At 71.3% G+C, this 24325-nt stretch carries 22 protein-coding genes; 13 read left to right on the top strand and 9 right to left on the bottom strand.

Annotated elements, in window-relative coordinates; translation table 11 throughout:
• Positions 1–85: 85 nt before the first annotated feature.
• The 9 genes from AB0J69_RS20210 to AB0J69_RS20170 all read left to right on the top strand — a co-directional run bounded on the left by AB0J69_RS20210 (position 86) and on the right by AB0J69_RS20170 (position 9138).
• Positions 86–1951: a phosphoenolpyruvate carboxykinase (GTP) gene (locus AB0J69_RS20210; RefSeq protein ID WP_364119014.1), complete on the top strand. Its 1866-nt coding sequence runs from the start codon at positions 86–88 to the stop codon at positions 1949–1951.
• Between the two features lie 74 nt (positions 1952–2025).
• Positions 2026–2997 carry a TIGR04222 domain-containing membrane protein gene (locus AB0J69_RS20205; RefSeq protein ID WP_364119011.1) on the top strand — a complete coding sequence of 324 codons (972 nt, stop codon included), beginning with the start codon at positions 2026–2028 and terminating at the stop codon, positions 2995–2997.
• Positions 2998–3111: 114 nt separating this feature from the next.
• Positions 3112–4011 (top strand): TIGR04222 domain-containing membrane protein, encoded by a 900-nt coding sequence (locus AB0J69_RS20200; protein WP_364119008.1) that lies wholly within the window; start codon positions 3112–3114, stop codon positions 4009–4011.
• 1 nt (position 4012) lies between these two features.
• On the top strand, positions 4013–4828 hold the full coding sequence (locus AB0J69_RS20195; protein WP_364119005.1) for a DUF692 domain-containing protein: 816 nt from the start codon (positions 4013–4015) through the stop codon (positions 4826–4828).
• Positions 4825–5298: a hypothetical protein gene (locus AB0J69_RS20190; RefSeq protein ID WP_364119002.1), complete on the top strand. Its 474-nt coding sequence runs from the start codon at positions 4825–4827 to the stop codon at positions 5296–5298. The genes AB0J69_RS20195 and AB0J69_RS20190 overlap by 4 nt, the downstream gene beginning before the upstream one ends.
• Before the next feature lie 25 nt (positions 5299–5323).
• Positions 5324–6205 carry a hypothetical protein gene (locus AB0J69_RS20185; protein ID WP_364119000.1) on the top strand — a complete coding sequence of 294 codons (882 nt, stop codon included), beginning with the start codon at positions 5324–5326 and terminating at the stop codon, positions 6203–6205.
• 38 nt (positions 6206–6243) lie between these two features.
• Positions 6244–6792, top strand: a complete 549-nt coding sequence (locus AB0J69_RS20180; protein ID WP_364118998.1) for a hypothetical protein — start codon at positions 6244–6246, stop codon at positions 6790–6792.
• 55 nt (positions 6793–6847) lie between these two features.
• Entirely contained in the window at positions 6848–7609 is a 762-nt protein-coding gene (locus AB0J69_RS20175; RefSeq protein WP_364118995.1) for an isoprenyl transferase, read from the top strand.
• Between the two features lie 260 nt (positions 7610–7869).
• Positions 7870–9138: a PhoH family protein gene (locus AB0J69_RS20170; protein WP_364119084.1), complete on the top strand. Its 1269-nt coding sequence runs from the start codon at positions 7870–7872 to the stop codon at positions 9136–9138.
• Here the strand turns inward: AB0J69_RS20170 and AB0J69_RS20165 are convergent, their stop codons facing one another.
• Genes AB0J69_RS20165 through AB0J69_RS20155 form a run of 3 tightly spaced genes read right to left on the bottom strand, consistent with a single transcriptional unit; the run spans position 9139 to position 11725 of the window.
• A complete protein-coding gene (locus AB0J69_RS20165) occupies positions 9139–9645 on the bottom strand; it encodes a hypothetical protein (RefSeq protein WP_364118992.1) in 507 nt (168 codons plus the stop codon).
• Positions 9642–11054, bottom strand: coding sequence for a HAMP domain-containing sensor histidine kinase (locus AB0J69_RS20160; RefSeq protein WP_364118989.1), 1413 nt, complete (start codon positions 11052–11054; stop codon positions 9642–9644). The genes AB0J69_RS20165 and AB0J69_RS20160 overlap by 4 nt, the downstream gene beginning before the upstream one ends.
• Positions 11051–11725 (bottom strand): response regulator transcription factor, encoded by a 675-nt coding sequence (locus AB0J69_RS20155; RefSeq protein ID WP_364118986.1) that lies wholly within the window; start codon positions 11723–11725, stop codon positions 11051–11053. The genes AB0J69_RS20160 and AB0J69_RS20155 overlap by 4 nt, the downstream gene beginning before the upstream one ends.
• Positions 11726–12099: 374 nt before the next feature.
• Between AB0J69_RS20155 and AB0J69_RS20150 the strand changes: the two genes are divergently transcribed.
• Positions 12100–12705: a lytic transglycosylase domain-containing protein gene (locus tag AB0J69_RS20150; RefSeq protein ID WP_364119081.1), complete on the top strand. Its 606-nt coding sequence runs from the start codon at positions 12100–12102 to the stop codon at positions 12703–12705.
• A 70-nt stretch (positions 12706–12775) separates the two neighbouring features.
• Positions 12776–14773: a glycosyltransferase gene (locus tag AB0J69_RS20145; protein ID WP_364118983.1), complete on the top strand. Its 1998-nt coding sequence runs from the start codon at positions 12776–12778 to the stop codon at positions 14771–14773.
• On the opposite strand, the gene AB0J69_RS20140 is transcribed toward AB0J69_RS20145, so the two are convergent.
• Genes AB0J69_RS20140 through AB0J69_RS20120 form a run of 5 tightly spaced genes read right to left on the bottom strand, consistent with a single transcriptional unit; the run spans position 14763 to position 20854 of the window.
• On the bottom strand, positions 14763–15908 hold the full coding sequence (locus AB0J69_RS20140) for a tannase/feruloyl esterase family alpha/beta hydrolase (RefSeq protein WP_364118980.1): 1146 nt from the start codon (positions 15906–15908) through the stop codon (positions 14763–14765). The two genes, AB0J69_RS20145 and AB0J69_RS20140, sit on opposite strands and share 11 nt — an antisense overlap.
• Positions 15909–16907 (bottom strand): alpha/beta hydrolase, encoded by a 999-nt coding sequence (locus tag AB0J69_RS20135; RefSeq protein ID WP_364118977.1) that lies wholly within the window; start codon positions 16905–16907, stop codon positions 15909–15911.
• On the bottom strand, positions 16904–18178 hold the full coding sequence (locus AB0J69_RS20130; RefSeq protein ID WP_364118974.1) for an MFS transporter: 1275 nt from the start codon (positions 18176–18178) through the stop codon (positions 16904–16906). Before AB0J69_RS20130 ends, AB0J69_RS20135 begins: the two co-directional genes overlap by 4 nt.
• 31 nt (positions 18179–18209) lie before the next feature.
• On the bottom strand, positions 18210–20102 hold the full coding sequence (locus AB0J69_RS20125; RefSeq protein ID WP_364118971.1) for a GAF domain-containing protein: 1893 nt from the start codon (positions 20100–20102) through the stop codon (positions 18210–18212).
• Entirely contained in the window at positions 20102–20854 is a 753-nt protein-coding gene (locus AB0J69_RS20120) for a 3-hydroxybutyrate dehydrogenase (RefSeq protein ID WP_364118968.1), read from the bottom strand. The genes AB0J69_RS20125 and AB0J69_RS20120 overlap by 1 nt, the downstream gene beginning before the upstream one ends.
• 240 nt (positions 20855–21094) lie before the next feature.
• On the opposite strand from AB0J69_RS20120, the gene trpD reads away from it, so the two are divergent.
• Positions 21095–22144, top strand: coding sequence for an anthranilate phosphoribosyltransferase (trpD, locus tag AB0J69_RS20115; protein WP_364118965.1), 1050 nt, complete (start codon positions 21095–21097; stop codon positions 22142–22144).
• 3 nt (positions 22145–22147) lie between these two features.
• On the opposite strand, the gene AB0J69_RS20110 is transcribed toward trpD, so the two are convergent.
• Entirely contained in the window at positions 22148–23533 is a 1386-nt protein-coding gene (locus AB0J69_RS20110) for a class II fumarate hydratase (RefSeq protein WP_364118962.1), read from the bottom strand.
• Positions 23534–24004: 471 nt separating this feature from the next.
• Between AB0J69_RS20110 and AB0J69_RS20105 the strand changes: the two genes are divergently transcribed.
• Positions 24005–24262 carry a hypothetical protein gene (locus tag AB0J69_RS20105; RefSeq protein WP_364118960.1) on the top strand — a complete coding sequence of 86 codons (258 nt, stop codon included), beginning with the start codon at positions 24005–24007 and terminating at the stop codon, positions 24260–24262.
• Positions 24263–24325: the final 63 nt, after the last annotated feature.

Here is a 24325-nt window from a genome sequence, read left to right as displayed (position 1 = left end):
GGCCAACAGGTCTATGCCAATTGGCTTTACGGCCGCTTCGTCGTTAATGATGACTGGGCCCTGAGAGAGTGGAGGAGTCACCGTCGTGTCCGTTTCCGTGGAAGTAACCGCACCCACCAGCAATAGTGAATTGGCCGCGTGGGTGAACGAGATCGCAGCCCTGACCCAGCCGGATCGCATCGAGTGGTGCGACGGGTCGGAGGAGGAGTGGACACGCCTGACCAACCTCCTCGTCGAGCAGGGCACGCTCACGCGCCTGGCCGCCAGGCCCAACAGCTTCTACGCCAAGTCCGACCCCACCGACGTGGCGCGGGTCGAGGACCGTACCTTCATCTGCTCCGAGCGCGCGGAGGACGCGGGGCCGACCAACAACTGGATCGCCCCGGACGAGATGCGCCGCACCTTCGGGGAGCTGTTCAAGGGCTGCATGCGCGGCCGGACCATGTACGTCGTGCCGTTCTGCATGGGCCCGCTGGGCGGCGAGATCTCGCAGCTGGGCGTCGAGATCACCGACTCCGCGTACGTGGCCGTCTCCATGCGCATCATGACCCGGATGGGCGACCGGGCGCTGCGCCTGATCGAGGAACGCGGAGCGGCGCGAAAGGCCGGAGAGAGCGAGGGACGAGCCAACGGAGGCCGCAGCAAGCGCGACCATGAGCACAGCGACTTCGTCAGGGCCGTCCACTCCGTCGGGGCGCCGCTCGAGCCGGGCCAGGTGGACATGCCCTGGCCGTGCAGCTCGACCAAGTACATCAGCCACTTCCCCGAGACCCGCGAGATCTGGTCCTACGGCTCCGGCTACGGCGGCAACGCCCTGCTCGGCAAGAAGTGCTACGCCCTGCGCATCGCCAGCGTCATGGCCCGCGACGAGGGCTGGCTGGCCGAGCACATGCTCATCCTCAAGCTCACGCCGCCCACGGGGGAGACCCGCTACATCGCCGCCGCCTTCCCGAGCGCCTGCGGCAAGACCAACCTCGCCATGCTCCAGCCGACGATCCCGGGCTGGAAGGTGGAGACGATCGGCGACGACATCGCCTGGATGCGCTTCGGCAAGGACGGCCGCCTCTACGCGATCAACCCGGAGGCCGGCTTCTTCGGCGTCGCCCCCGGCACCGGCCAGGTGACCAACGCCAACGCGATCAGGACACTCTGGGGCAACAGCATCTTCACCAACGTCGCGCTCACCGACGACGGCGACGTGTGGTGGGAGGGCCTCACGGAGGAGCCCCCGGCGCACCTGACCGACTGGAAGGGCCGCTCCTGGACGCCCGACAGCGACGAGCCCGCCGCCCACCCGAACGCCCGCTTCACCACCCCGGCCGAGCAGTGCCCGACCATCGCACCCGAATGGCAGGACCCCAAGGGCGTGCCCATCTCAGCGATCTTGTTCGGCGGTCGCCGCGCCACCGCCGTACCTCTGGTGACGGAGTCGCTGAGCTGGGAGCACGGCGTCTTCCTCGGAGCCAACGTCGCCTCCGAGAAGACCGCCGCCGCCGAGGGCAAGGTCGGCGAGCTGCGCCACGACCCCTTCGCCATGCTGCCGTTCTGCGGCTACAACATGGGCGACTACTTCGGCCACTGGCTGGAGATCGGCCGCCGCAAGGGTGCCGAGCTGCCCCGGATCTACTACGTCAACTGGTTCCGCAAGAACGCCGACGGCAAGTTCGTCTGGCCGGGCTTCGGCGAGAACAGCCGCGTGCTCAAGTGGATCGTGGAGCGGCTCAACGGCGAGGCCAAGGCCGTGCCCACGCCGATCGGCCTGCTGCCGGCCGACCTCGACACCGAGGGCCTGGACCTGTCGGAGGAGGACCTGCGCACGCTGCTCACCGTCGACCGGGACGTGTGGCGTGAGGAGGCGGCGCTGATCCCCGACCACTTCGACAAGTTCGGCAGCCACCTGCCGAAGGAGCTGTGGGACGAGTACAACGCCCTGCTCGACCGGCTCGGCTGAGCGGAACTCCCTTGTGCGGTACGGCCGGAGCCGTCTAACTTGACGGACTGCCGTACCGCCAAGGAGGGCCGCACGTGGACGTCATCCTGCTCCTTGCCGCCATCGGCGTGTTCTTCCTGGTCAGCTCGGCGGAGCAGCGGGTCGAGCGGGAGCGCCGCCGCGTCAGCGAGACCGAGCCGAGCGGCGCCTCGCACCAGTTGACCCACTACGAGCTGGCCTACCTCTCCGGCGGGCCCCGGCGGGCCGTCAACACGGCGCTGGCCGTCCTCGCGACGGCCGGCGCCGTTCGCGTGTCGCGGGGCTCTCAGGTCACCCCGGTCCGCGGGGCGTGGCCCTCGCCGGAGCCCCTCGAGCAGGCCGTGCTCGACGCGCTGGCGGCCCGGCCGGGCGGCTACCGGGCGAGCGAGCTGCGGCGGGCGCTGGAGAGGCATCCCGCGGTCACCGGGCTGGCTGCCGGGCTCGAACGGCGGGGGCTGATCGTGCCGGAGGGCGCGTACGGCACGGCGTGGCGGCGCAGGGACCAGGTCAAGATCGCACTCGGCGTGGCCGTCGGCTTCCTCGTGCTGCTGTTCGTGCTGTCGGGGCTGGGAGTGGCCGGGAGGGAGCCGGTGTTCGTCGGCGCCCTGCTCATCTCCGGTGCCGCCGTGGTCGGCGGCCTCATGGCGCTGTACAGGCACCGGCGGCGGCTGCGCGGCGTCGTCACCCGGGAGGGACGCGCCGTGCTGACCTCGGCCCGCGAGGCCCACCCCAGGGGCGTACGCGACCCGAGCTCGCTCGCCTTCGCGGTCGGGATCCCCGTGGCGCTCTACGGCCTGCAGGACGCCGGCGACCAGACCCTCTGCGACGAGCTGTCGGTCGGTGACCCGGCGGCCGACTGCGCGGGCTCCTGCGGCAGCCACAGCGGCGGCGACGGCGCCACGTACGGCACCGACTCCTACGGCGGCCTCGACTTCGGCGGCGGCTCGTCGAGCTGTGGCGGAGGATCGAGCTCCGGGGGCGGATCCAGCTGCGGCGGCGGGTCGAGCTGCGGATCCAGCAGCAGCTAAAGGCGCAAAACCTCGGTTCCTCGCGACGGAAACTTTACGCTGGCCTCAAGGTGTCTTTCCGACAGGCCGGGTGGACCCGGCCGCACGAGCGGGGGGCCTCACATGGACCTGTTCATGCTCATCGTTTCGGTGGCCGTCGGGGCGTACACCGCCCTCACCACCTCCGCCATCCAGCGCGGGCACGCCGTCATCCGGGCCGACGCGGTGGGAACCCGCCTTCGCGACCTCGGCCACTACGACCTGGCGTACCTGGTGGGCGGCCCGCAGCGGGTGGCGGACACCGCCATCGCGCTGCTGGCGGACTCCGGCGCGATCCGCGTGTCGCGCGGCGGCCGGGTGCACCAGGTCACCACGGGCGTCGTCACGCGGGAGCCCGTCGAGGAGGCCGTGCTGGGCGTGGTGGCCGACCGCTCGGGCCTGCCCGTGATGTCACTCCGGATCGAGGTCGTCAGGAGCCTGGCGATGGAGGCGATCAAGCAGCACCTCACGGCGCAGGGGCTGCTCATGGAGGACAGCGCCTTCGCCCAGGTCAGGAGGCTGAGCCGGCGGCTGCGGGCGCTGTCGGTGCTGGCGTTCGCCGGTGCGGCGGTGGAGGTGCTTCGGGTCCTCCTGGACGCGAGCTTCCACGGGGGCGTCGCCCTGCTCGTCTTCGCGGGCACGGGGGTGGCCGCCGAGATCGTCCTCGGCCACCACCGGCGCTCCATGAGGGCCACGCTGACCGCCTCCGGCCTGGCGGCCCTCGACGCGGCCAGGCAGGCCAACGCCCGGGGCGTCGCCCAGGGGCCCGTCCCGCTCGCGCTCTACGGTCTCGGCGAGTTGCGCGACCCCGGCCTGCGGCTGGAGCTCAGCAGGCGGGAGGTCCGGCGCGGCCGCCGGAGCGGGACCTCGTACGCTGCGGGTGGCTCGTCCAGTTGCGGCGGCGGAGGCTCCGGCACATCGGGCTGCGGGAGCGGGTCGTCCGGCTGCGGCGGCAGCAGTGGTTGCGGCGGCGGTGGATGTGGCGGAGGAGGCTGAGATGGGCGGACTGGGAGTGGGCATCGGCTGGCGGTCGGAGCTGGACCTGACCATCGAGCGGATGGCCGGGGTCGACTTCCTCGAAGTGGTCGCCGAGAACATCAAGCCCGCTCACCTGCCCGAGTCGTTACGCGTGCTGCGGGCCCGGGGCCTGCCGGTGATCCCGCACGGGGTGTCGCTGGGCATCGGCGGCGCCGAGGAGCCCTCCCCGGCCCTGCTCGCCCATCTGGCCGCCTGCGCCCAGGCCCTGGGCGCGCCGCTGGTCAGCGAGCACCTGGCGTTCGTCCGCGGCGGCGGCCTGGAGGCCGGGCACCTGCTGCCGGTGCCGCGCACGCGCGAGTCCCTGCGGGTCGTCACCGAGAACGTACGCCGCGCCCAGGACGCGCTGCCCGTCCCCCTGGCCCTGGAGAACGTCGCCGCCATCTTCGGCTGGCCGGACGACGAGCTGACCGAGGCCGAGTTCCTGGCCGAGCTGGTGGAGCGCACGGGCGTGGGGCTGCTGATCGACGTGGCCAACCTCTACACCAACCAGGTCAACCTGGGCCTGCCGGCCGTGGCGGCGCTCGACGTGCTGCCCCTGGAGCGGCTGGCGTACGTCCACGTCGCCGGCGGGTACGAGCACCACGGCATCTGGCACGACACGCACACCACGGCCGCGCCACAGGCCGTCCTCGACCTGCTCACCGAGCTGTGCGCCCGCACCGCGCCGCCGGGCGTGCTGCTGGAGTGGGACGACGACTATCCGAGCGACGACGTGCTGGCGAGCGAGCTGTCCCGGATCAGGGCCGCGATGGCTCTGGCCGGGGACGTGCGATGACGCCCGAGCTGCCGGGGGCCGGCTCGGCGACGGGCGACCGCGTCCCAGGGGGTGACAGCGTCGCAGGGGCTCGGGCGGCGACGGAGGGCAGCGTCCCCGAGGCTCGGGCGACGACGGACGACGTCGGGCGGGCCGCGCTCGCCGAGGCGCAGGGCCGGGTCGTGGCGGCGCTGGTCGCGGGGGCGGAGCTGCCCGAGGGGTTCGACCCGGAGCGGATGCGGGCGCAGGCGGCCGGCCTGGTCGCCAAGCGCCGCGGCATCGTGGCCAGGATCCGGCCGGACGCGGCCGCCGCCGCGGGCTCCGATCTGGCGGCCGAGTTCGCCGCGTACGCGCGTGCCCGGGCCACCCCGCCGCCCGACTACCGCACCGACGCCGGCGACTTCGCCGCCTGGCTGCGCCTGCGCGGCCGGATGCCCGACGAACCGCCCCCGAAGCGCCGCTGGTGGTCCCGCCTCCCTGGCTTAAGCTGATCGCAGCAAGCGCTTGGGAGGCGGCATGCGGATCGTCAACATGGGCGAGTGGCCCCTGGGCCAGGAGGACGAGCGGCACCACGAGCCCGGCGGCGAGCCGCTGTGGAACGAGTCCTGGTACTACGACTTCGTCTCCGAGGACGGCGAGGTGGGCGGCTACGTCCGCCTCGGCCTCTACCCCAACTGGAAGCGGGCCTGGTACTGGGCCTGCGTCGTGACGAGGGACGGGACCGTCACGCACCTCGATCACGACGCTCCGCTGCCGGACGCGGACCTGACGGTGGCGGGCGCCGGTTACACGGCCTCCCACCGCACGACCAACCCGCTCCGGACCGTACGCGTCCGCCTGGACTCCGCGGACCTGGCCTTCGACCTCGAATGGCGGACGGCGGGAGGCGTCTACGGCTACGCGATCACCCCCCGCTACGAGATCCCCTGCGAGGTCACCGGCACGATCGGCGGCACCCCCTTCCGCGGCCACGGCGAGCGCGACCACAGCTGGGGCGTGCGCGACTGGTGGTCCATCTCCTGGTTGTGGAGCAGCGCCCACCTGGAGGACGGCACCTACCTGCACGGCATGCGGGCCAACCTCGGCCTGGAGCTGCCCTGGCCGGCGTTCCAGGCGCCCCCGGGCGGCGAGGTCGAGCACGTGGCGGGCTTCTCGGCGGCCACCTCGTTCGACGGGGACCGGCCGAGGGAGACCGTGCTGCGCTTCCCCGGAATGACCACCACGGTGCGCCCGATCGCCTTCGCCCCCGTGACGCTGACCTCTCCTGAGGGCGCGGTCGCCGAGTTCCCCAGGGCGATGTGCGCGTTCGAGACCGAGGACGGGCGCAGGGGCCACGGCTGGACGGAGTGGCACCAGCCGCCGGGCTGGCGGGAACATGCCTGGCAGTCGCCTGCATAGCCGGGTTTAGGGGACATTCGGCCGGAAACGGTGAGGGGATGGGGGGACTGCGCTGCGTTGACGGGTCATATCTGACCGTCACGCCGGTGGCGTGCACGGACAGCCTCGGCACGCCGTACGAGATCACCCTTGAGCTGCATCGCGACGGCACGCCGTACGGCAGCGTGGGGGAGCGCTGCGGCTGGCTGCTGGCCCGCCTGGCGCGCGGCGTCGACGAGGCCCGCCAGGGCAGGGGAGCGGCCAGGCACTGGACCGACCCCGACGACCGCTTCCCCGACGAGGAGCCGGAGAGCGAGCTGTTCTCCTTCCGCTATCGCACCAGGGCCGGTCTGGTGGGCGGCGGGGAGCTGCGCTGCCAGCTCAGGACCATCCCCGTGTGGCAGCCGGGGCCGGGCGAGTGGCGGCTCACGAGGCGGGCCTACGTGGAGGCGTGGGGTGCCACGGGCGTGGGCATGCGGGCGGTGCTGAAGTCCTCGGAGTTGGCGGTGTTCGTGCGCGAGCTCGTGGATGAGGCGGAAGTGTGTCTAGAAGGTAGAGATCTGGCGAGGAATCCGGTGGAGGGGGCAGGCACGGGCGATTCGCGGTGATAATTGCCTGTTGGGTCAACCGACCAAAGGCACAGCACCGCTGGGGAGGCACTCCGTGGGCCTGCGCGATCTGGTCTACCGGCTGTATGAACACCGGCTGGAGACCAAGCTGTCGAAGGACAGCGTTCCCCGGCACGTCGGGGTCATCATCGACGGCAACCGCCGCTGGGCGCGCGCCATGGGCATGCGCGACGTGGCGTCGGGCCACCGCAAGGGCGCGGACAAGATCTCCGAGCTGCTCGGATGGTGCCGTGAGACGGGCGTCGAGGTCGTCACGGTATGGATGCTGTCCAACGACAACCTCAACCGGCCGAGGGAAGAGCTGGAGCCGCTGCTGCGCATCATCGAGGACGTGACGCAGGAGCTGGTGGACGAGGGCTGGCGGATCAGCCCGGTCGGCGCGCTCGACCTGCTGCCGGATCGCACGGCCAATGTCCTAAAAAATGCAAAAGAAGCTTCATCACACCGTCCAGGCCTGATTGTGAACGTTGCAGTTGGGTATGGAGGAAGACGTGAGATTGCCGATGCGGTGCGCTCACTGCTCCAGGAGCAAGCGAGCAGGGGAGCGAGCATCGAGGACCTGGTCGAGGTGCTCGATGTGGAGCACATCGCGGAGCATCTTTACACTCGCGGCCAGCCCGATCCGGACCTCCTCATCCGGACCTCGGGCGAGCAGCGTCTGTCGGGCTTCATGCTCTGGCAGAGCGCTCATTCGGAGTTCTACTTCCACGAGGCCTACTGGCCTGACTTCCGCAGGGTCGACTTCCTGCGGGCGCTGCGTGATTACGCTGCGAGAAACCGACGTTACGGTTCCTGACCCGACATTCGGGTATCCAGGACGTAACGTTGGAAGTGTCCGGTCACAGGTCGGACATTTCGGAGAGGTCCCGCCTTTGCACCAACATCTGCCGAGGGGGGCCGGATTCCGGCACACCGACGGCAGCTCGCGGTCGGGGACGCGGGTCCGGTCCGATTCCCACCTCGTCTGCAGGGCGCCCGCACCAAGGGGCGCCCGGGGGAGAACGTGTGGCAGTGTCCTCGAGCAACCCTACTCACCAGTCGGCCAAGCGCACGTACGTGCTGGACACCTCGGTTCTGCTGGCCGACCCGGCCGCGATGACCCGGTTCGCCGAGCACGACGTGGTCCTTCCGATCGTGGTCATCACGGAGCTGGAAGGCAAGCGGCATCATCCGGAGCTCGGCTACTTCGCGAGGAAGGCTCTGCGCTACCTCGACGAGCTAAGGGTCCAGTACGGCAGACTGGACGAGCCGATGCCGACCGGGGACGGCACGATCAGGGTCGAGCTCAACCACAGCGATCCGTCCATTCTGCCCGTGGGCTTCCGCCTCGGTGACAACGACACGCGCATCCTGACCGTGGCCCGCTCGCTGGCCGCCGAGGGCTGCGACGTCGTGCTGGTGTCCAAAGACCTGCCGCTGCGGGTCAAGGCGGCCTCGATCGGGCTGTCCGCCGAGGAATACCGCGCCGAGCTGGTCCACGAGTCCGGCTGGACGGGGATGGCCGAGGTCCAGGTGACCACCGAAGACGTCGAGACGCTCTTCGACAAGGGCACCGCCGACCTGGAGGAGGCCAGAGAGCTCCCCACGCACACCGGCCTCCGGCTGCTGTCGGCCAAGGGCTCGGCGCTGGGCCGGGTGCAGCCCGACAAGTCGGTCCGCCTGGTCCGCGGCGACCGGGAGGTCTTCGGCCTGCACGGCCGCTCGGCCGAGCAGCGCATCGCGCTCGACCTGCTGATGGACCCGGAGGTCGGCATCGTCTCGCTCGGTGGCCGGGCCGGCACGGGCAAGTCGGCGCTGGCGCTCTGCGCGGGTCTGGAGGCGGTCCTGGAGCGCCGCCAGCACCGCAAGGTGATCGTCTTCCGCCCCATCTACGCCGTCGGCGGCCAGGAGCTCGGCTACCTGCCCGGCAGCGAGGGCGAGAAGATGGGCCCCTGGGCGCAGGCGGTCTACGACACGCTCGGCGCGATCACCTCTCCCGAGGTGATCGAGGAGGTGCTCGACCGGGGCATGCTGGAGGTGCTCCCGCTGACGCACATCCGGGGCCGCTCGCTCCACGACGCGTTCGTGATCGTGGACGAGGCCCAGTCGCTGGAGCGCGGGGTGCTGCTGACGGTGCTGAGCCGGATCGGCGCCAACTCGCGGGTGGTGCTCACCCACGACGTGGCCCAGCGCGACAACCTGCGGGTCGGCCGGCATGACGGCGTGGTGGCGGTGGTGGAGAAGCTGAAGGGCCACCCGCTGTTCGCCCACGTCACGCTGACCAGGTCGGAGCGCTCGCCGATCGCCGCACTGGTGACGGAGATGCTCGAGGACATCACCATGTGATCATTTCAGCTCGCCGCAGGTGAACTCCCCCTCCGTCCTGGAGGGGGAGTTCTCGTTCTCCCGGACGATCTTGACCAGCTCGAACGCCGCGTCCTGCTGGGCGGTGCAGACGATCTGCGCCTTGCCGAGCTTGGTCAGCGTGCCCTCGCCGCTGATGTAGACGGTCAGCGTCGAGGTGCGCGGGAGCTGGATCTCGTCGCGCTGCGGCGGGTTGATCGAGTTCTTGATCCTCAGGTACGTGAACCCGCGCAGCGCCGTGTCCCGGTCCCCGAGCGGTTGCGTGGAGGCCTCGAAGAGCGCCCCGAGCAGGCTGGCCACGGTGTCGGTGTCGACGTCGGCCGGCTCCAGGGTGAGCTCGCCGTTCCTGATCAGGAAGATCGTCTTGGACGGCGGCGGGATCCTGATGGTGGGCGCGTTGCCCCGGTCCTGCACGTCCGTGGGTGAGATGCCGCAGGCCGTGAGGGCCAGCAGGGCGGCGATGGCGAGGGCGCGTAGGGGCGTCTTCATGCGTGCGGGAGCCAGACCGTGAAGAGGGTTCCGGGGTTCTGGGGGCGTACGGAGATCGTGCCGCCGTGGAGGAGGACGTTCGCGCGGGCGATGGCCAGGCCCAGGCCGCTGCCCTGGCTGCGCTCCCGGCCGGCGCCCGCCTTGAAGAAGCGGTCGAAGACGTGCGCCAGGGCCTCGTGCGGGATCCCCCTGCCGTGGTCGCGCACCTTCACCTCCAGGCCGTTCTCGGTGGCCCTGGCGCTGACCACCACCGGAGGCAGGCCGTGCTTGAGCGCGTTGCCGACGAGGTTGGCCACGATGACGTCGAACCTGCTGGCGTCGAGGGCGGCGGTCAGGCCCTGGGACGCCTTCACCGTCACCTCGTCGCTCCAGCCGCGCACCTCCAGGCAGTCCTGGATGGCGTCGGCCACGTTCACCGGTTCGAGGTTGAGCGTGGCGGTGCCCGCGTCGAAGCGGCTGATCTCGATGAGGTGCTCGACCAGCTCGCGGAGGCGGTCGATCTCCCTGAGCACCAGCCGCACGGCCTGCGCGGGCGCGTCCGGCAGGTGGTCGGCCTCGTCCGAGAGCATGTCGGCCACGGCGGTCATCGCGGTCAGCGGCGTGCGCAGCTCGTGCGAGACGTCGGCCACGAACCTGCGCGACATCGCCTCCAGCGAGCGCAGCTCGGCCACGCTCAGCTCCAGCGCCGCGGCCGCGTCGTTGAACCTGGCGGTGAGCCCGGCCAGCTCGTCCTGGCCGTGCACGGGCAGGCGGGTGTCCAGCCGGCCCTGGCCGAGCGCCTGGGCGGCGGCGCTCAGCCGGCGTACCGGCAGGAGCACCTGCCTGGCCGACAGCAGCGCCACGACCAGGGCGATCAGCACGATGCCCACGCCGGCCTGGGTGAGCGTGGCCCTGAGCGTGGCGAGCTGGCGCTTGTCGTCCTGCATGGGGAAGAAGACGAACGCCCGCAGCCCGGTGGCCTCCGCCCCGCCCGAGTTGGCGCGGTACACCTCGGCGCCGACGATGAGGAACAGCTCGTTGTGGATGATCTTGCGCTGGGTGACGACGCTCTGCTTGGCCCGGCCGTACAGCTCGTTGGGCACGTCGCTCATCGACAGGGGGCCCTCGGCCGCGATCAGGCCGTGGTACTCGACCAGCACGCTGCGGCCGGGGCCGCTGAGCGCGTGGGCCAGGCGGTCGAGCTCCTTCGACGTCGGCGCGGCCTCGCCGGGCCTGAGCTTGCCGACCGGGAACGTGACGCTGCCGAGCTCCCTGGTCACCAGGTCGAGGGAGGTGGTCTCGGCCCTGGTGACGAGCGCGGCCTTGGCCAGCTCGAAGCCGATCGTGGCGACCACCAGCGCGGCGGCGACGGCGACGAGGGTGAACGTGATGACCAGGCGGGCGCGCAGCCCCGTGGGAAGCGGGATCACGGAGGGCTGAACCGGTAGCCGAAGCCGCGCACGGTGTGGATGAAGACGGGCTCGGCCGGCTTGGGCTCGATCTTGGCCCGGATGCGCTGCACGCAGGCGTCCACCAGGCGGGAGTCGGCGATGTGCGTGTGGTCCCAGACCACGCGCAGCAGGTAGCGGCGGTTGAGCACCTGGCCGGGGTGCCGTACGAGCTCCAGCAGCAGCCGCAGCTCGGTCGGGGTCAGGTGGATCTCCTTGCCCGACAGCGTGACCTTGAGCGCGCCCCGGTCGATCACGAGGTCGCCGAAGGTGATGCGGTCGGAGGCGGCGGACTCGGCCCGGCGCAGCACGGCGCGGATGCGGGCGTCCAGGACCCGGGGCTCGACCGGCTTGACCACGTAGTCGTCGGCGCCGGCCTCCAGCCCCACCACGACGTCCAGGTCGTCGCCCCTGGCGGTGAGCAGGATGACCGGGAGCTGGTCGAGCTTGCGTACGCGACGGCACACCTCGACCCCGTCGATTCCCGGGAGCATGACGTCGAGGATCGCGATCTCCGGGCGGCGGGCTCTGATGTGGTCGAGAGCCTCCTCACCCGTCGCGTACGACGTGACGGAATGCCCCTGCCGGGTCAGCGCCAGCTCGAGAGCCGTACGGACCGAGGGGTCGTCTTCAACAAGGAGGATGCCAGCCACGCGCACATTATTATTCCATGTCCCGAATATCCGGGTTGTGTCACCGAACTGTGACATGGCGCGGATCTGATCCCGAAGAAGGCAGGCGACCCTGAAAGCGGCTTCCCTTCGGTCACGGGCGCCCGAAGGGGGGCCGTTTCTGGTGTGACTAAAGTCACAATATTTCGGAAACTCCCACCTAACCTGGTGGTTGGTGAAATTTACGCCAAGGGATTCCCGCGTTTCGGTTGCGGACCACCCCCTATGACAGGGCAAGCTCATGCATCGTGAGCCCCGGTCCGCAGTTGAGTGAGCGCCCCCCGAAGGAAGATCTCCCCTCGGCGCGCCGGCCTGCGCGCTTCACTCCCAAGCGCATCATCATCACCGTGCTCTCCCTGGTGATCGTCTTCGGCGGCGGTGGTTTCGTCGCCTACAGAGCCGTCGAGAACGCGAACGAGCCGCCCAAGGACGCCTTCTCCCTGGAGGACCTGGGCAAGCTCGCCAGCGGCGACCTCTACGCGCCCGACCCCGAGAACGACCTGCTCAAGGCCGAGGCCGAGCAGGCGTACCGGGCCGACCAGCTCAAGAAGGGCCGCTCGGGCGCGGCGGGCAAGGGTCTCGACTGGGTCGTGCCCAAGCAGGCCCCCGCGGGCGACGGCTTCCCCGCCCAGAACTTCCCGCCGGGCAGCGACCCCTCGCCGGGCAGCAACAAGGCCACGGCCAAGGCCATGATGGCCTCGTTCGGGTTCGGCGCGGACCAGTGGGGCTGCCTGGAGCGGCTCTGGCACAAGGAGAGCGGCTGGAACGAGCGCGCCATGAACCGCTACTCCGGCGCGTACGGCATCCCGCAGTCCCTGCCCGGCAGCAAGATGGCCAGCGCGGGCGCCGACTGGCAGACCAACGCCGCCACCCAGATCAAGTGGGGCCTGGGCTACATCAAGGGCCGCTACGGCAGCCCCTGCGGCGCCTGGGGCCACTCACAGTCCGTGGGTTGGTATTAACGGGTCAACTTTCCGCCTCTAATCGGCAAGCCGTCACGCCCGATCCTGTATACGGGCGCACGCTGGCCGCATGGGTGTGAAGGTCAGTGTGATCATCAATGTCCACAATCCGGGTGACACCGCCGACGCGTGCATCCGCTCCGCGCTGGAGCAGACGATGCCCGCGGACGAATACGAAGTGATCTTCGTGGACGACGGGTCCACGGACGGGATCGCCGAGCGCCTGGACACCATCGCCGCGGTCCGGACGAACGTCCGAGCGCTGCACCTGCCGTACACGGGTTCACCGATGCGCGGCCGCAACGTGGGGCTCGCGGCGGCCGCCGGCGACTACGTCTACTTCCTGGACCCGGGCGACCGCCTGGAGCGGGACGCGCTCGTGCACATGCATGAGCGTGCCGTGGAGACCGACGCGGACGTGCTGGTCGGCCGGCTGATCCGCGACTACGGCCCGCCGATGACGGCGTTCGAGCGCAGCTCTGCACGCGCCGACATCCTGCGCGACCGGCTGCTCACTCTGCTGGTCCCGCAGCAGCTCTACCGCCGCGCCTTCCTGGAGGAGCACGAGCTGGGCTTCTCCGTGCCCGGCGGCCGGATGGGCGAGCAGGCGTTCGTGCTGCGGGCCTATTTGCAGGCCAAGGTCATCGCGGTGCTGGCCGAGCACGTCTGCTGCCACCTCGGGGAGCGCCCGCCCATGGAGGAGGATCCGCGGGCGATCGTCAAGGAGCTGCACGCGCTGCTCGACGACATCGACACGTACGTGGGCGAGGGCCGCCAGCGGGACCGCATGTACGCCTACTGGCTCCGCTACGCCGTCCTGCGCCCGCTGGTGACCGCCAAGTTCGCCGACTCCTCCGTCGACCGGGGCATGCACTTCCGCGTCGTCCAGGAGCTCATGGCCCAGCGCTTCCCCGAGCGGCTCGACCGCCACCTGCCGGTCCAGCTCCGCGTGGTGGCCGCGTACGTGCGCATGGGCCGCCTGGACCAGATCGTGCTGCTGGCGAACTCCGTCAGGCGCGCGGGCCTGCGCGCCGACCTCACCGAGGTGCGCTGGGACGCCCACGTCCTGGTGCTCGGGCTGACCGTGGAGATCCGGGCCGGCGACGGCTCACCGGACAGGTACCGCGTGGACGGCGACCGCCTGCACTGGATCCCGCCGCGCTCGTTGGACACCAAGAAGCTGTCACCGGACGTCACCGACATCACCGACGCCGTCGAGCGGGCCCGCGTCGAGCTCTACGTGCGGCACACCGAGACGGGCGTCGTCCACTTCCTGCCGCTGACCCAGCACGTCGAGCGCATCCAGGACGGCCGCCGCCGCGTCCGCATCCGGATCAAGGGCGAGACCAGGCTGGACATCACCAGCGCCGCTCTCGGCGAGCCGCTCAGGCCGGGCCAGTGGGAGGTGCACGTCCGCATGTACAGCGGCGCCAACCAGGCCAGGAGCCGGGTCAGCCGCCCCGAGGGCCCGCTCAACTGCCTGGGCGTGCTGGCCCAGCGGCCCAGGATGCGGCTGGTGGTGCCGTGCTGGAGCGATCAGGGCGAGCTGGGCCTGGCCATCGAGCCGCGCTCGTTCTCCGAGTCGATCGCGCTGGTGTCGCCGGGCGTGATGGTCAAGCAGCTCGACAAGCACCTTTACGTCGTGCTGCCGGTGCCGTACGTGCCGCCGAGCGGCGGTCCGGCGCTGGAGCTGGTGCTGCGCAGCACCGGGCGGCGGGGCCGCGAGGTGTGCGCGCCCGCGCTGGTCGAGGCGGGGGTGCCGGGGCGGATCGCGGGCCAGCTGGTGGCCAAGGTGCCGGTCAAGCGGCTGATGCCGGGCGTCGAGCACCTGGGCCCCGGCGACTGGATCACCTCGCTGCGCTCCTCGGAGGAGGAGATCGGGCTGCGGTTCGCGCTGGAGATGCGCAGGGGCCGGGTCGAGGTGCGCCCGGCCACCGCCGTCGGTCTCGAGCGCCGCTCGCCCATGGGCCGGGAGACCGTGCTGTACCGCCTCGGCAGGCGGCTGCCCGGCGCGCGGCACATGGTGCGCTGGGCGCGCGCGGGCAGGCATCGCTACCTCAGGGACTGACCCAGCCCTCCAGCTCCTGGAAGGCGCTCCTGAAGGCCGGGAGCATCGGCTTGAGCCGGTCGGGGTAGACGTCCACCAGGCTGTCCAGGTGGTTGCCACCCTCGACGCGGTGATAGCGGAACGGCCGGTGCGGGCCGACCATCTTCGCGTAGACGTCGGAGTCGCGCGAGATCGGCAGCAGCGTGTCCAGGGTGCCGTGCAGGGTGATCAGCGGCTTGGTGATCCGGCCGGTCAGCGCGATCTTGGCCACGGCCGCGTACGGGCGGCGCTCGTCGTAGTCGTAGTCGGCGGGCGCCCCCTGGTAAGACGGGTCCAGCTCCTTCTGGTAGAGCTGCTGGGTGAGCTCCCAGTAGTACTGCCGGTGGAACGGCCACAGGAACTCCGAGCCCGCCGCGAACCCGGCGGCCCGCACCCCGGCCTCGTCCGGATACGCCTTCAGGGCCGGGGGCAGGAAGTTCAGCAGGTTGTCGCCCTTGACCCGCCAGAGCGTGCCCTCCCAGTCCACGCCGCCGTCGTAGAGCCAGCCGCGGTTCTCCAGCTGCCACCTGACCAGGTAGCCGCCGTTGGAGATGCCGGCGGCGAACGTACGGTCGGGCTTGCGGCCGTACCGCTGCCTGACCACGGCCTTGGCGGCCACGGTGAGCTGGGTGACGCGGTGGTTCCACTCGGCGATGGCGTCGCCGGGGGAGCGGCCGTCCTCGTGGAAGTTCACGCCGACGTTGCCCTTGTCGGTGGCGGCGAACGCGTACCCCTTGGACAGGACCCAGTCGGAGATCGTGTAGTCGTTGGCGTACTGCTCCCTGTTGCCCGGGGTGCCGCTGACGACCAGGCCGCCGTTCCAGTTCTCCGGCAGCCTGATCACGAACTGGGAGTCGTGGTTCCAGCCGTGCGTGGCGTTGCCGGTGGAGGTGTCGGGGAAGTAGCCGTCGATCTGGATGCCGGGCACGCCGGTCGGGTTGACCGTGGCGGCCGAGTGCAGCCCGGCCCAGTCGGCCGGGTCGGTGTGCCCGGTGAGCGCCGTGCCCGCCGTGGTCAGGTCGTCGAGCGCGGCGATCTCGGCGCGCTCGGCGCCCGGCACGGTGAGCTGCTGGGCGGGCGTCAGTAAGCTCGCCACGAGGGTGAGTGCGACCAGCATCTACGCCTTCCTCAGGTGCTCGGCCAGCAGGCGCTGGAATTCGGCGGGGTGCTCCAGGTGCGGGCTGTGGCCGCAGTCGTCCAGCACGGCCTCCTGGAAGCGGCCGTAGCGCTCCAGCACCGCCCTGGTCTGCGCCACCATGGGCTGGGCCGGGGTGCCGGGGGAGCCGGGCACGACGCCGAGCGCGCCCAGGTGGGCCAGGTCGAACAGCGACGCGTCGGAGACGATCACGTCGTCGGCGCCCCTGATCCACAGGATCGGCGGCTTGGGGTCGATCTCGTGGAGGTCGTCCAGGCGGAAGTGGGTGGGCGCCAGGGCGTTGAGCACGCCGGTCTTCCCCGGCGCCACGCCCGGCCACGCGTCGGAGGAGGCGGCGTCACCGGGGTAGTGCGCCTCGCCGACCCGGGTGGTCAGCATCGCGGCGACGTAGAAGTCCTCGTCGGGGACGGGGTGCTTGACGTAGGAGGAGCGGAAGACGTTGCGGGGCGACGTCGGCGACTCATCCGACATGTCGCCCGCCTGCAGCCGGGCCAGGAAGTCCGGATTGGCCGCCCCGGCTCCCGCGCCCGTGCCGTCCGGGTGCGTGAGCCGGCCGTCCGCGCCCTCGGTGCCCCCGTAGCCGTACGGGGAGACCGGGTTGACCAGGGTGACGCTCCTGACGGCCGCGGGTCGGTCGCGCAGGATCTGCAGGACGACGCCCCCGCCCATGCTCCAGCCGACCAGGTGGACCCCGTCCAGGTCCAGCTCGCCGATCAGCTCGATCAGGTCGTCGGAGTAGTCCCGCAGCCCTCTCGTGGCGTCCACGGGCGCCGGGTCGGTCCCGCCGAACCCGCGCAGGTCCGCCGCGAGCGGGCGGTACTCCCCGGGCAGCGCCGCCAGGCTGTCGCGCCAGAAGGCGCCGGAGGAGACGTTCCCGTGCACGAACAGCACGGGCTCGCCGGTGGTCCTGCCCTCGACGGTCAGGACGTGCTGGGTGAGCCTGGATGTGGTGACCTTCATCGCGCGTGGATCCTTTCGGCCAGGTCGCGGCCCTGGGTCTCGCGTGCGGTGTAGACCGCGATCAGGGTGAGCACCGCCGCCAGGCCAAGGTAGATGGAGATGGGCACGCTGCTCGAGTAGGCCTGCAGCAGGGCGACCGCGATGATCGGGGCCAGCGCGCCGGCCACGATCGCCGAGAGCTGCGCGCCGATGGAGACGCCGGTGTAGCGCGTCCTGGTGCCGAACAGTTCGGAGAAGAAGGCCGCCTGCGGGCCGTACATCATGCCGTGGAAGAGCAGGCCGACGGTGACCGCCAGGGTGATCGCCAGGAAGTTGCCCGTGTCGACGAGCGGGAAGAACGCGAAGATCCACAGTCCGATGCCGGCGGCGCCCGCCAGGTAGATCGGTCGGCGGCCGACCCGGTCGGACAGCGCGCCCCATATCGGGATCGTGACGAAGTGGATGGCGGAGGAGATCAGCACCGCGTTCAGCACGGTCGAGTTGGCGATGCCGTTCTGCTTGGCGTAGGTGATGACGAAGACGGTCAGCAGGTAGAAGGAGATGTTCTCCGCCAGGCGCGCGCCGATCGCGGTGAGCACGTCCTTCGAGTGATACCGCAGCACCCCGACGATCGGGGCCCTGGGCTCGGGCGGGGCCTCCCGGAACACCGGCGACTCGCTGATCGTCAGCCGGATCCAGAGCCCGATCAGCACCAGCACGCCCGAGAGCAGGAACGGCACCCGCCAGCCCCACGACAGGAAGGCCTCGTCGCTCTGCCAGGCGGCCAGCGCCGCCAGCACGCCGGTGGCCAGGAGGTTCCCGCCCGGGGCGCCGGCCTGCGGCCAGGAGGCCCAGAAGCCGCGCCGCGCCGTGTCGCCGTGCTCGGAGACGATCAGCACCGCGCCGCCCCACTCGCCGCCGAGCGCGAAGCCCTGCACGAGCCGGAGCGAGGTCAGCACGAGCGCCGCGGCGGGCCCCAGCGTCTCGTACGTCGGCAGGCAGCCGATCAGGAACGTCGCCGCGCCCATCATGACCAGGCTGACGACCAGCAGCGTCTTGCGGCCGATCCGGTCGCCGAAGTGGCCGAAGACCAGGCCGCCGAGCGGGCGGGCGACGAATCCGACGGCGTAGGTGAGGAACGCCAGCAGCGTCCCGGTCAGCGGGTCGGACTCGGGGAAGAAGAGCTTGTTGAACACGAGGGCGGCTGCCGAGCCGTACAGGAAGAAGTCGTACCACTCGACGGTGGTGCCGATCAGGCTCGCGGCGACGATCTTCTTGATGGAAGTGGCCATGCCGGTCACCGTAGGTTGTGACCGAGGTCACTCATATGGTGTTCGGGCCCACAGTCTTCGTGCCGGATGTGTGGCCGAGCCGGTGCAGGCGGAGCGCGAGCTGGATCTCCAGCGCCCGCTCGGGCTCCAGCCAGCCGTCGCCCAGGAGCTTGCCGATGCGGTCGAGGCGCTGCGTGACGGTGTTCACGTGGATGTGCATGGCCTCGGCCGTACGCGAGGGGGAGCCGCCCGTGCCGAAGTACGTCTCCAGCGTGCCGGCCAGCGCGGTGCCCCTGCGCGCGTCATAGTCGATCACCTCGCCGAGCACCCTGTCGACGAACCCGCGCACGTCGCGCCCGTCGCCCACGAGCAGCCCCACGAACCCCAGCTCGGCCGCGCTCGCGCCGCCGCCCGCGCGCCCGAGTGCGATCAGCGCCTCCGCGCACCGCCGCGCCTCCTGGTAGGCGGCGGCCACGTCCTGGACCACCCGCCCGCCCTGCCCGCCCACGCCGGACGCGCCCGCGGTCGCCGTGCCGTGCAGCGAGGCGGTCAGCTCGGCGGCCACGCGCTGCGCCATGACGCCCGCGTTCTCGCCCGGCAGCAGCAGCACCACCTCGTCGCCCCGCCCCGCGGCCAGCCCGTGCCGCATCGCGGCCTGGGAGGACGCCCAGAAGGCGGCGCGTTCCCGCTGCCCTTCGTGCTTGGCCACCACGACGACGTGCGGCGCGCCCAGATCGACCCCGAGCCGCCTGGCCCGGTCGGCCAGCCCGGGGGAGTCGGGCCGCGAGATCAGGTCGTCGAGCAGCTCGCCCCTGACCCGCCCCTCGGCCTCGGCCACGCTCCTGCGGAACAGCAGCAGCAGCGCGCACACCAGCGCCGCCCGCTCCAGGATGCGCTCGTCGGCGTCGTCGCTGCGCAGCACCAGCGTGCACAGCGGCTCCCCGCCGACGTCCGCGGACGCGATCAGCAGATCGCCCTTGCGCACGGTACGCCCCAGCGCCCTGGACGCCTGCGCCGCCTCGAACACCCCGGCGTCCAGCCCGGCCAGCTCACCCGCGTCGCCGCTGATCACCCGGCCCAGGTCGTCGAGCACGGCCAGCGACCCGCCGAGCACGTCGGTCACCACGGCCGCCACGTCCTCGATGCCGCCGCCGCGCAACACCAGCGAGGTCATCCTGTCGTGCGCCATGGCGGCCCGCTCGACGGCCTCACCGTGCGCCCTGGCGGTCCTGTGGGCGTGGGAGAGCTCCTCCAGCGCATTCCTGGTCTCCTGCAGCAGCCTGGCGTTGTCGATCGCGACGGCGGCGTGCGCGGCCAGGCTGGCCAGCAGCGACACCTCCTCCTGGTGGAACGGCCGCGCGCTGCGGTTGGCCGCCATGAGCACGCCGATCACCCGCTGCCCCAGCCGCAGCGGCACGCCCAGGATGGCGACCAGGCCCTCCTCCTTGACGGCCTCGTCGATGTGCTCCTTGTGCCGGAACCTGGCGTCGGCGAAGTAGTCGGCCGTCGAGTACGGCGTGGCCGTCTGCGCGACCAGCCCGCCCAGCCCCGCCCCCATGGCCAGCCGCAACGCCCGGAACTTGGCCGAGATCGACCCGTCCGTGACGCGCATGTACGTGTCACCGCGCTCGGGGTCGTGCAGCGTCATGTACGCGACATCGGTGGCCAGGAGCTGCCTGGCCCGGTGCACGATCGCCTCCAGCACGGCGTCGAGGTCGCGCAGCGCCGCCAGGTCGCCGGCCGTGTCGTAGAGCGCCGACAGCTCGGCCTCGCGCCGGGCACGCCGCTTGAGCAGGTCGCGCACCTTGAGCGCCTCGACCTTGGCCCGCTCCAGCTCCTCGATCGCGGCCGGGTCGGCGCCGGCGGCCCTGGCCTGGATGATCGGCCCCTCGAACTCGACCGCCGAAGCCTCCCTGGCCAGCAGTTCGAGGAAGTGTCTGGCCATCAGCGGGCGGTCCACCCGCCGTCCACCGGCAGCGACACCCCGGTGATGAACGCCCCGCTCGGCCCGCACAGGTAGGCGACCAGCTCGGCCACCTCCTCAGGCTCGATCAGCCGCTTGATCGCGGCGGGCTCCAGCATGATGTTCTCCACGACCTCCTCCGGCGCGATGCCGTGCACTCTAGCCTGGTCGGCGATCTGCGCCTCCACCAGGCCGGTCCGCACGTACGCCGGGCAGACGCAGGTCGAGGTCACCCCGTGGGGCGCCCCTTCGAGCGCCACCACCTTGGAGAACCCCTCCAGCGCGTGCTTGGCCGTCGTGTAGGCCGACTTGTACGGCGAGGCCCGCAATCCGTGCACCGACGAGATGTTCACGAACCTGCCCCAGCCCCTGGCGTACATGCCGGGCAGCACCTTTCGCGCGATCAGGAACGGCGCCTCGACCATCACCCTGAGCATCGTGGCGAAGACCTCGGGCGGGAACTCCTCGATCGGCGCGACGTGCTGGAACCCGGCGTTGTTCACCACGATGTCGACGGGCTCGTCCGGCAGCGCCGCCGCGAAACCCGGGTCGCTCAGATCGGCCACCACGGCCGTGCCGCCGATCTCGGCGGCCACCTTCCCGGCGGGCTCGGCCCGCATGTCGACGACCAGCACCCTGGCCCCCGCCGCGGCCAGCCGCCGGGCGCACGCCGCCCCGATGCCGCCCCCGGCCCCCGTCACCAGCGCGGTCCGCCCCGTCAGCTCGTTCGCCATACCCCGCACCTTAGGCGGTGGCCGCGCCGCGCCGCATGGGTGCGGGCGACATAGATGCGTGCCGCCATATGTGGATCAAGGGCATCTGCTATGTTGGGCGCATGATCGCGTATTCGTCCCAGTGGTGGCCCGCCTCCTAGGCGGACCTCCGGCGCATACGCACACGGCCGCCTCGACGAGGCGGCCGTCACCGTTCTGGTGGGTGTCCCCCCGTCGAGCACTGACGAGAAGGGGACTTTCATGACCACCACCTGGCCGCGGCTCCTCACCGCGCTGCTCGACGGCGTGTCGTTGACCTCCCGCCAGGCCGCCTGGGCCATGGGCGAGATCATGTCAGGGCGCGCGACGGACGCCCAGATCGCCGCGTTCGCCATCGCCCTGCGGGCCAAGGGCGAGAGCGTGGCGGAGGTGTCCGGGCTGGCCGACGGCATGCTGGCCAGATCGTCGGCCATCCGGGTCCAGGGCGACCCCGTGGACCTGGTCGGCACCGGCGGCGACCGGGCCAACACCGTGAACATCTCCACCATGGCCGCCGTCGTGGCCGCCGCCGCGGGCGCCAAGGTGGTCAAGCACGGCGGCCGGGCCGCGTCCTCCATGGCGGGGGCGGCGGACGTGCTCGAAGAGCTCGGCGTGGTCGTCGACCTGCCGCCCGCCGCCGTGGTCCGGGTGGCGGACGAGGTCGGGATCACGTTCTGCTTCGCGCCCGTCTTCAACCCGGCGCTGAGACGGACCTCGGGGCCGCGGCGCGAGCTCGGCGTCCCCACGGTCTTCAACTTCCTCGGCCCGCTCACCAATCCCGCGCTCCCGCCCGCCCAGGCGGTCGGGGTCTTCCATCCGGGCATGGCCCCGGTCATCGCGGGCGTCCTGGCCGAGCGCGGCTGCTCCGCGCTCGTCTTCCGGGGTGACGACGGGCTCGACGAGCTGACGACCTGCGGGCCCTCGACGATCTGGGTCGTACGCCGGGGCGTCGTGACGCGTATCGCCTTCGATCCCCTCGACCTGTCGATCCCGCGCGCCCACCCCGACGACCTGCGCGGCGGCGACGCGCGGCACAACGCGGACGTGGCGCGGGCGGTGCTCTCCGGCGAGCGGGGCCCGGTGCGCGACGTCGTCCTGCTCAACGCGGCCGCCGCCGTGGTGGCCGCCGACGGCACGCCGCCGGCGGCCGAGCTCACGTCCGTCCTGGCCGCGGCGCACAAGCGGACCGCGGACGCCGTCGACTCGGGCGCCGCCCTGTCGCTGCTCACCCGCTGGGCCCACGCCACGAGGACGGCCTCGGGCCAGGTGTGACCCTTACGGTCTGGTCATCGTCAGTACGTCGAGCGCGGCGTCGAGCTGCTCCTCCGTCAGGGTGCCCGCGGCCACGTGGCCGCGCTCGATGACGACCTCGCGGATGGTCTTGCGCTCCGCCAGGGCCTGCTTGGCGATCTTCGCGGCCTCCTCGTAGCCCACGTACCGGTTCAGCGGGGTGACGATCGACGGGGACGACTCGGCGTACTCGCGCAGGCGCTCGACGTTCGCCGTGATCCCGGAGACGCAGCGGTCGGCGAGCAGGCGCGAGACGTTCGCCAGCAGCCGGATCGACTCCAGGATGTTGCGCGCGATCACCGGCAGCTGCACGTTCAGCTCGAAGGAGCCGGACGCCCCGGCGAACGTGATCGCCGCGTCGTTGCCGATCACCTGGGCCGCGACCATGGCCGTGGCCTCGGGGATCACCGGGTTGACCTTGCCGGGCATGATGGACGAGCCCGGCTGCAGGTCGGGCAGGTTGATCTCGCCGAGCCCGGCCCGCGGCCCCGAGCCCATCCAGCGCAGGTCATTGACGATCTTGGTGAGCGACACCGCCACCACCTTGAGCTGCCCGGACAGCTCGACGATGGAGTCCTGCGCGCTCTGGGCCTCGAAGTGGTCCCTGGCCTCCAGGAACGGGATGCCGGTCGCCTCGCGCAGCTTGCCGATCGCCTCCTGGGCGAACCCCTGCGGCGTGTTGATGCCCGTGCCCACGGCGGTGCCGCCCAGGGGCAGCTCCAGGACGTGCTCCAGCGCCGCCGTGACGCGTACGACGCCGTGCTCGATCTGCGTGGCGTACCCGCCGAACTCCTGGCCCAGGGTCACGGGCGTGGCGTCCATCAGGTGGGTGCGCCCCGACTTCACCACACCGTCGAACTCGATCGCCTTCTCCCGCAGCGCCTCCGCCAGGTGCCTCAACGAGGGCAGCAGGTGGTAGGTCACCTCGGTCGCCGCCGCCACGTGGATCGAGGTCGGGAAGACGTCGTTGGACGACTGGGAGGCGTTCACGTGGTCGTTGGGATGCACGGGCCGGCCCAGCCGCTCCTCGGCCAGCGTCGCGATCACCTCGTTGGCGTTCATGTTGGACGAGGTGCCGGAGCCGGTCTGGAAGACGTCGATCGGGAAGTGGGCGTCGTGCTCGTTCTCCGCCACGTCGGCGGCGGCCTGCGCGATCGCCTCCGCCATGTCCTTGTCGATCAGGCCCAGCTCGCCGTTGACCTCTGCGGCCACCGCCTTGATCAGGCCGAGGGCGGCGATGTGGGACGGCTCCAGAGGCCGGCCCGACACCGGGAAGTTCTCCACTGCCCGCTGGGTCTGCGCGCGCCACTTGGCGCCCGAGGGCACGCGTACCTCGCCCATCGAGTCATGTTCGATCCTGAACTCGCTCATGACTTCCAGTCTGACCCACCATCTCGCGCCGGGCTCGAAACCGGCGCCGCCGGGGATTCCAGGTCAGCGGATCGCCAGCTCAGCGGCGCCTTGGTCTACCTCCGCATCACCTTGCCGGGGCCGGCTCGTACGCCGGGCGCGCGCCACGGGTGCGGGGCCGCGGGTCGAGCGGCTTTGCCGGACCGGGCGCCTGTGCGATACATCTCGCGAGGCGCCTCCGGCGGGGCCGCCGGCCCTTAAGCCGCCCTTTAGCGCAGGGCATGACGGATATTACGGTCGTAGCGCAGCGTAGTTAAACGATTTCCGTGCATTCTGGCCGCGTATGCCACGGCAATCATGGCCAGCCCCGACTTTTGCCTCCATCAGATCACCTTCGCCACCGCTGGTTCCTAGCGTGGGTCTTAACCCAACGTCCGTACTGGCATTTTTTCGGACGCCAAATCCTGGGAAACCAGCAAGAGGCGATCTTCCATGATCAAGGTCAACAACGTTCTCGCCGCCGGTGCGCTGGCGGCCTCAGCGCTGGTCGCGCCCGTCGCGGTCGCCGCACAGTCCGCCGCCGCCGACACGTCGGCCCAGAAGACCACCACGCAGACAGTCGCCTATCCGCTGCACCCCTGCAAATTCCACAAGAAGCCCGCCAAGTGCCGCGCCCGTGGCCACGGAGGCGGCGGCAACGGGAGCGGCAACATCAACATCAGCAACACGAACACCAACATCAACAACTAGCGCGACGACCAGGCCAGGCAGGGTCGCACCGGACGCCCGGCGCGGCCCTGCTCCGTGCCTGCC

The sequence above is a fragment of the Nonomuraea sp. NPDC049709 genome, assembly GCF_040674815.1.
Classification (GTDB): domain Bacteria; phylum Actinomycetota; class Actinomycetes; order Streptosporangiales; family Streptosporangiaceae; genus Nonomuraea.
Note: the sequence above shows the minus strand (reverse complement) of the source record. Positions and strands in the feature narration are given on the sequence as shown.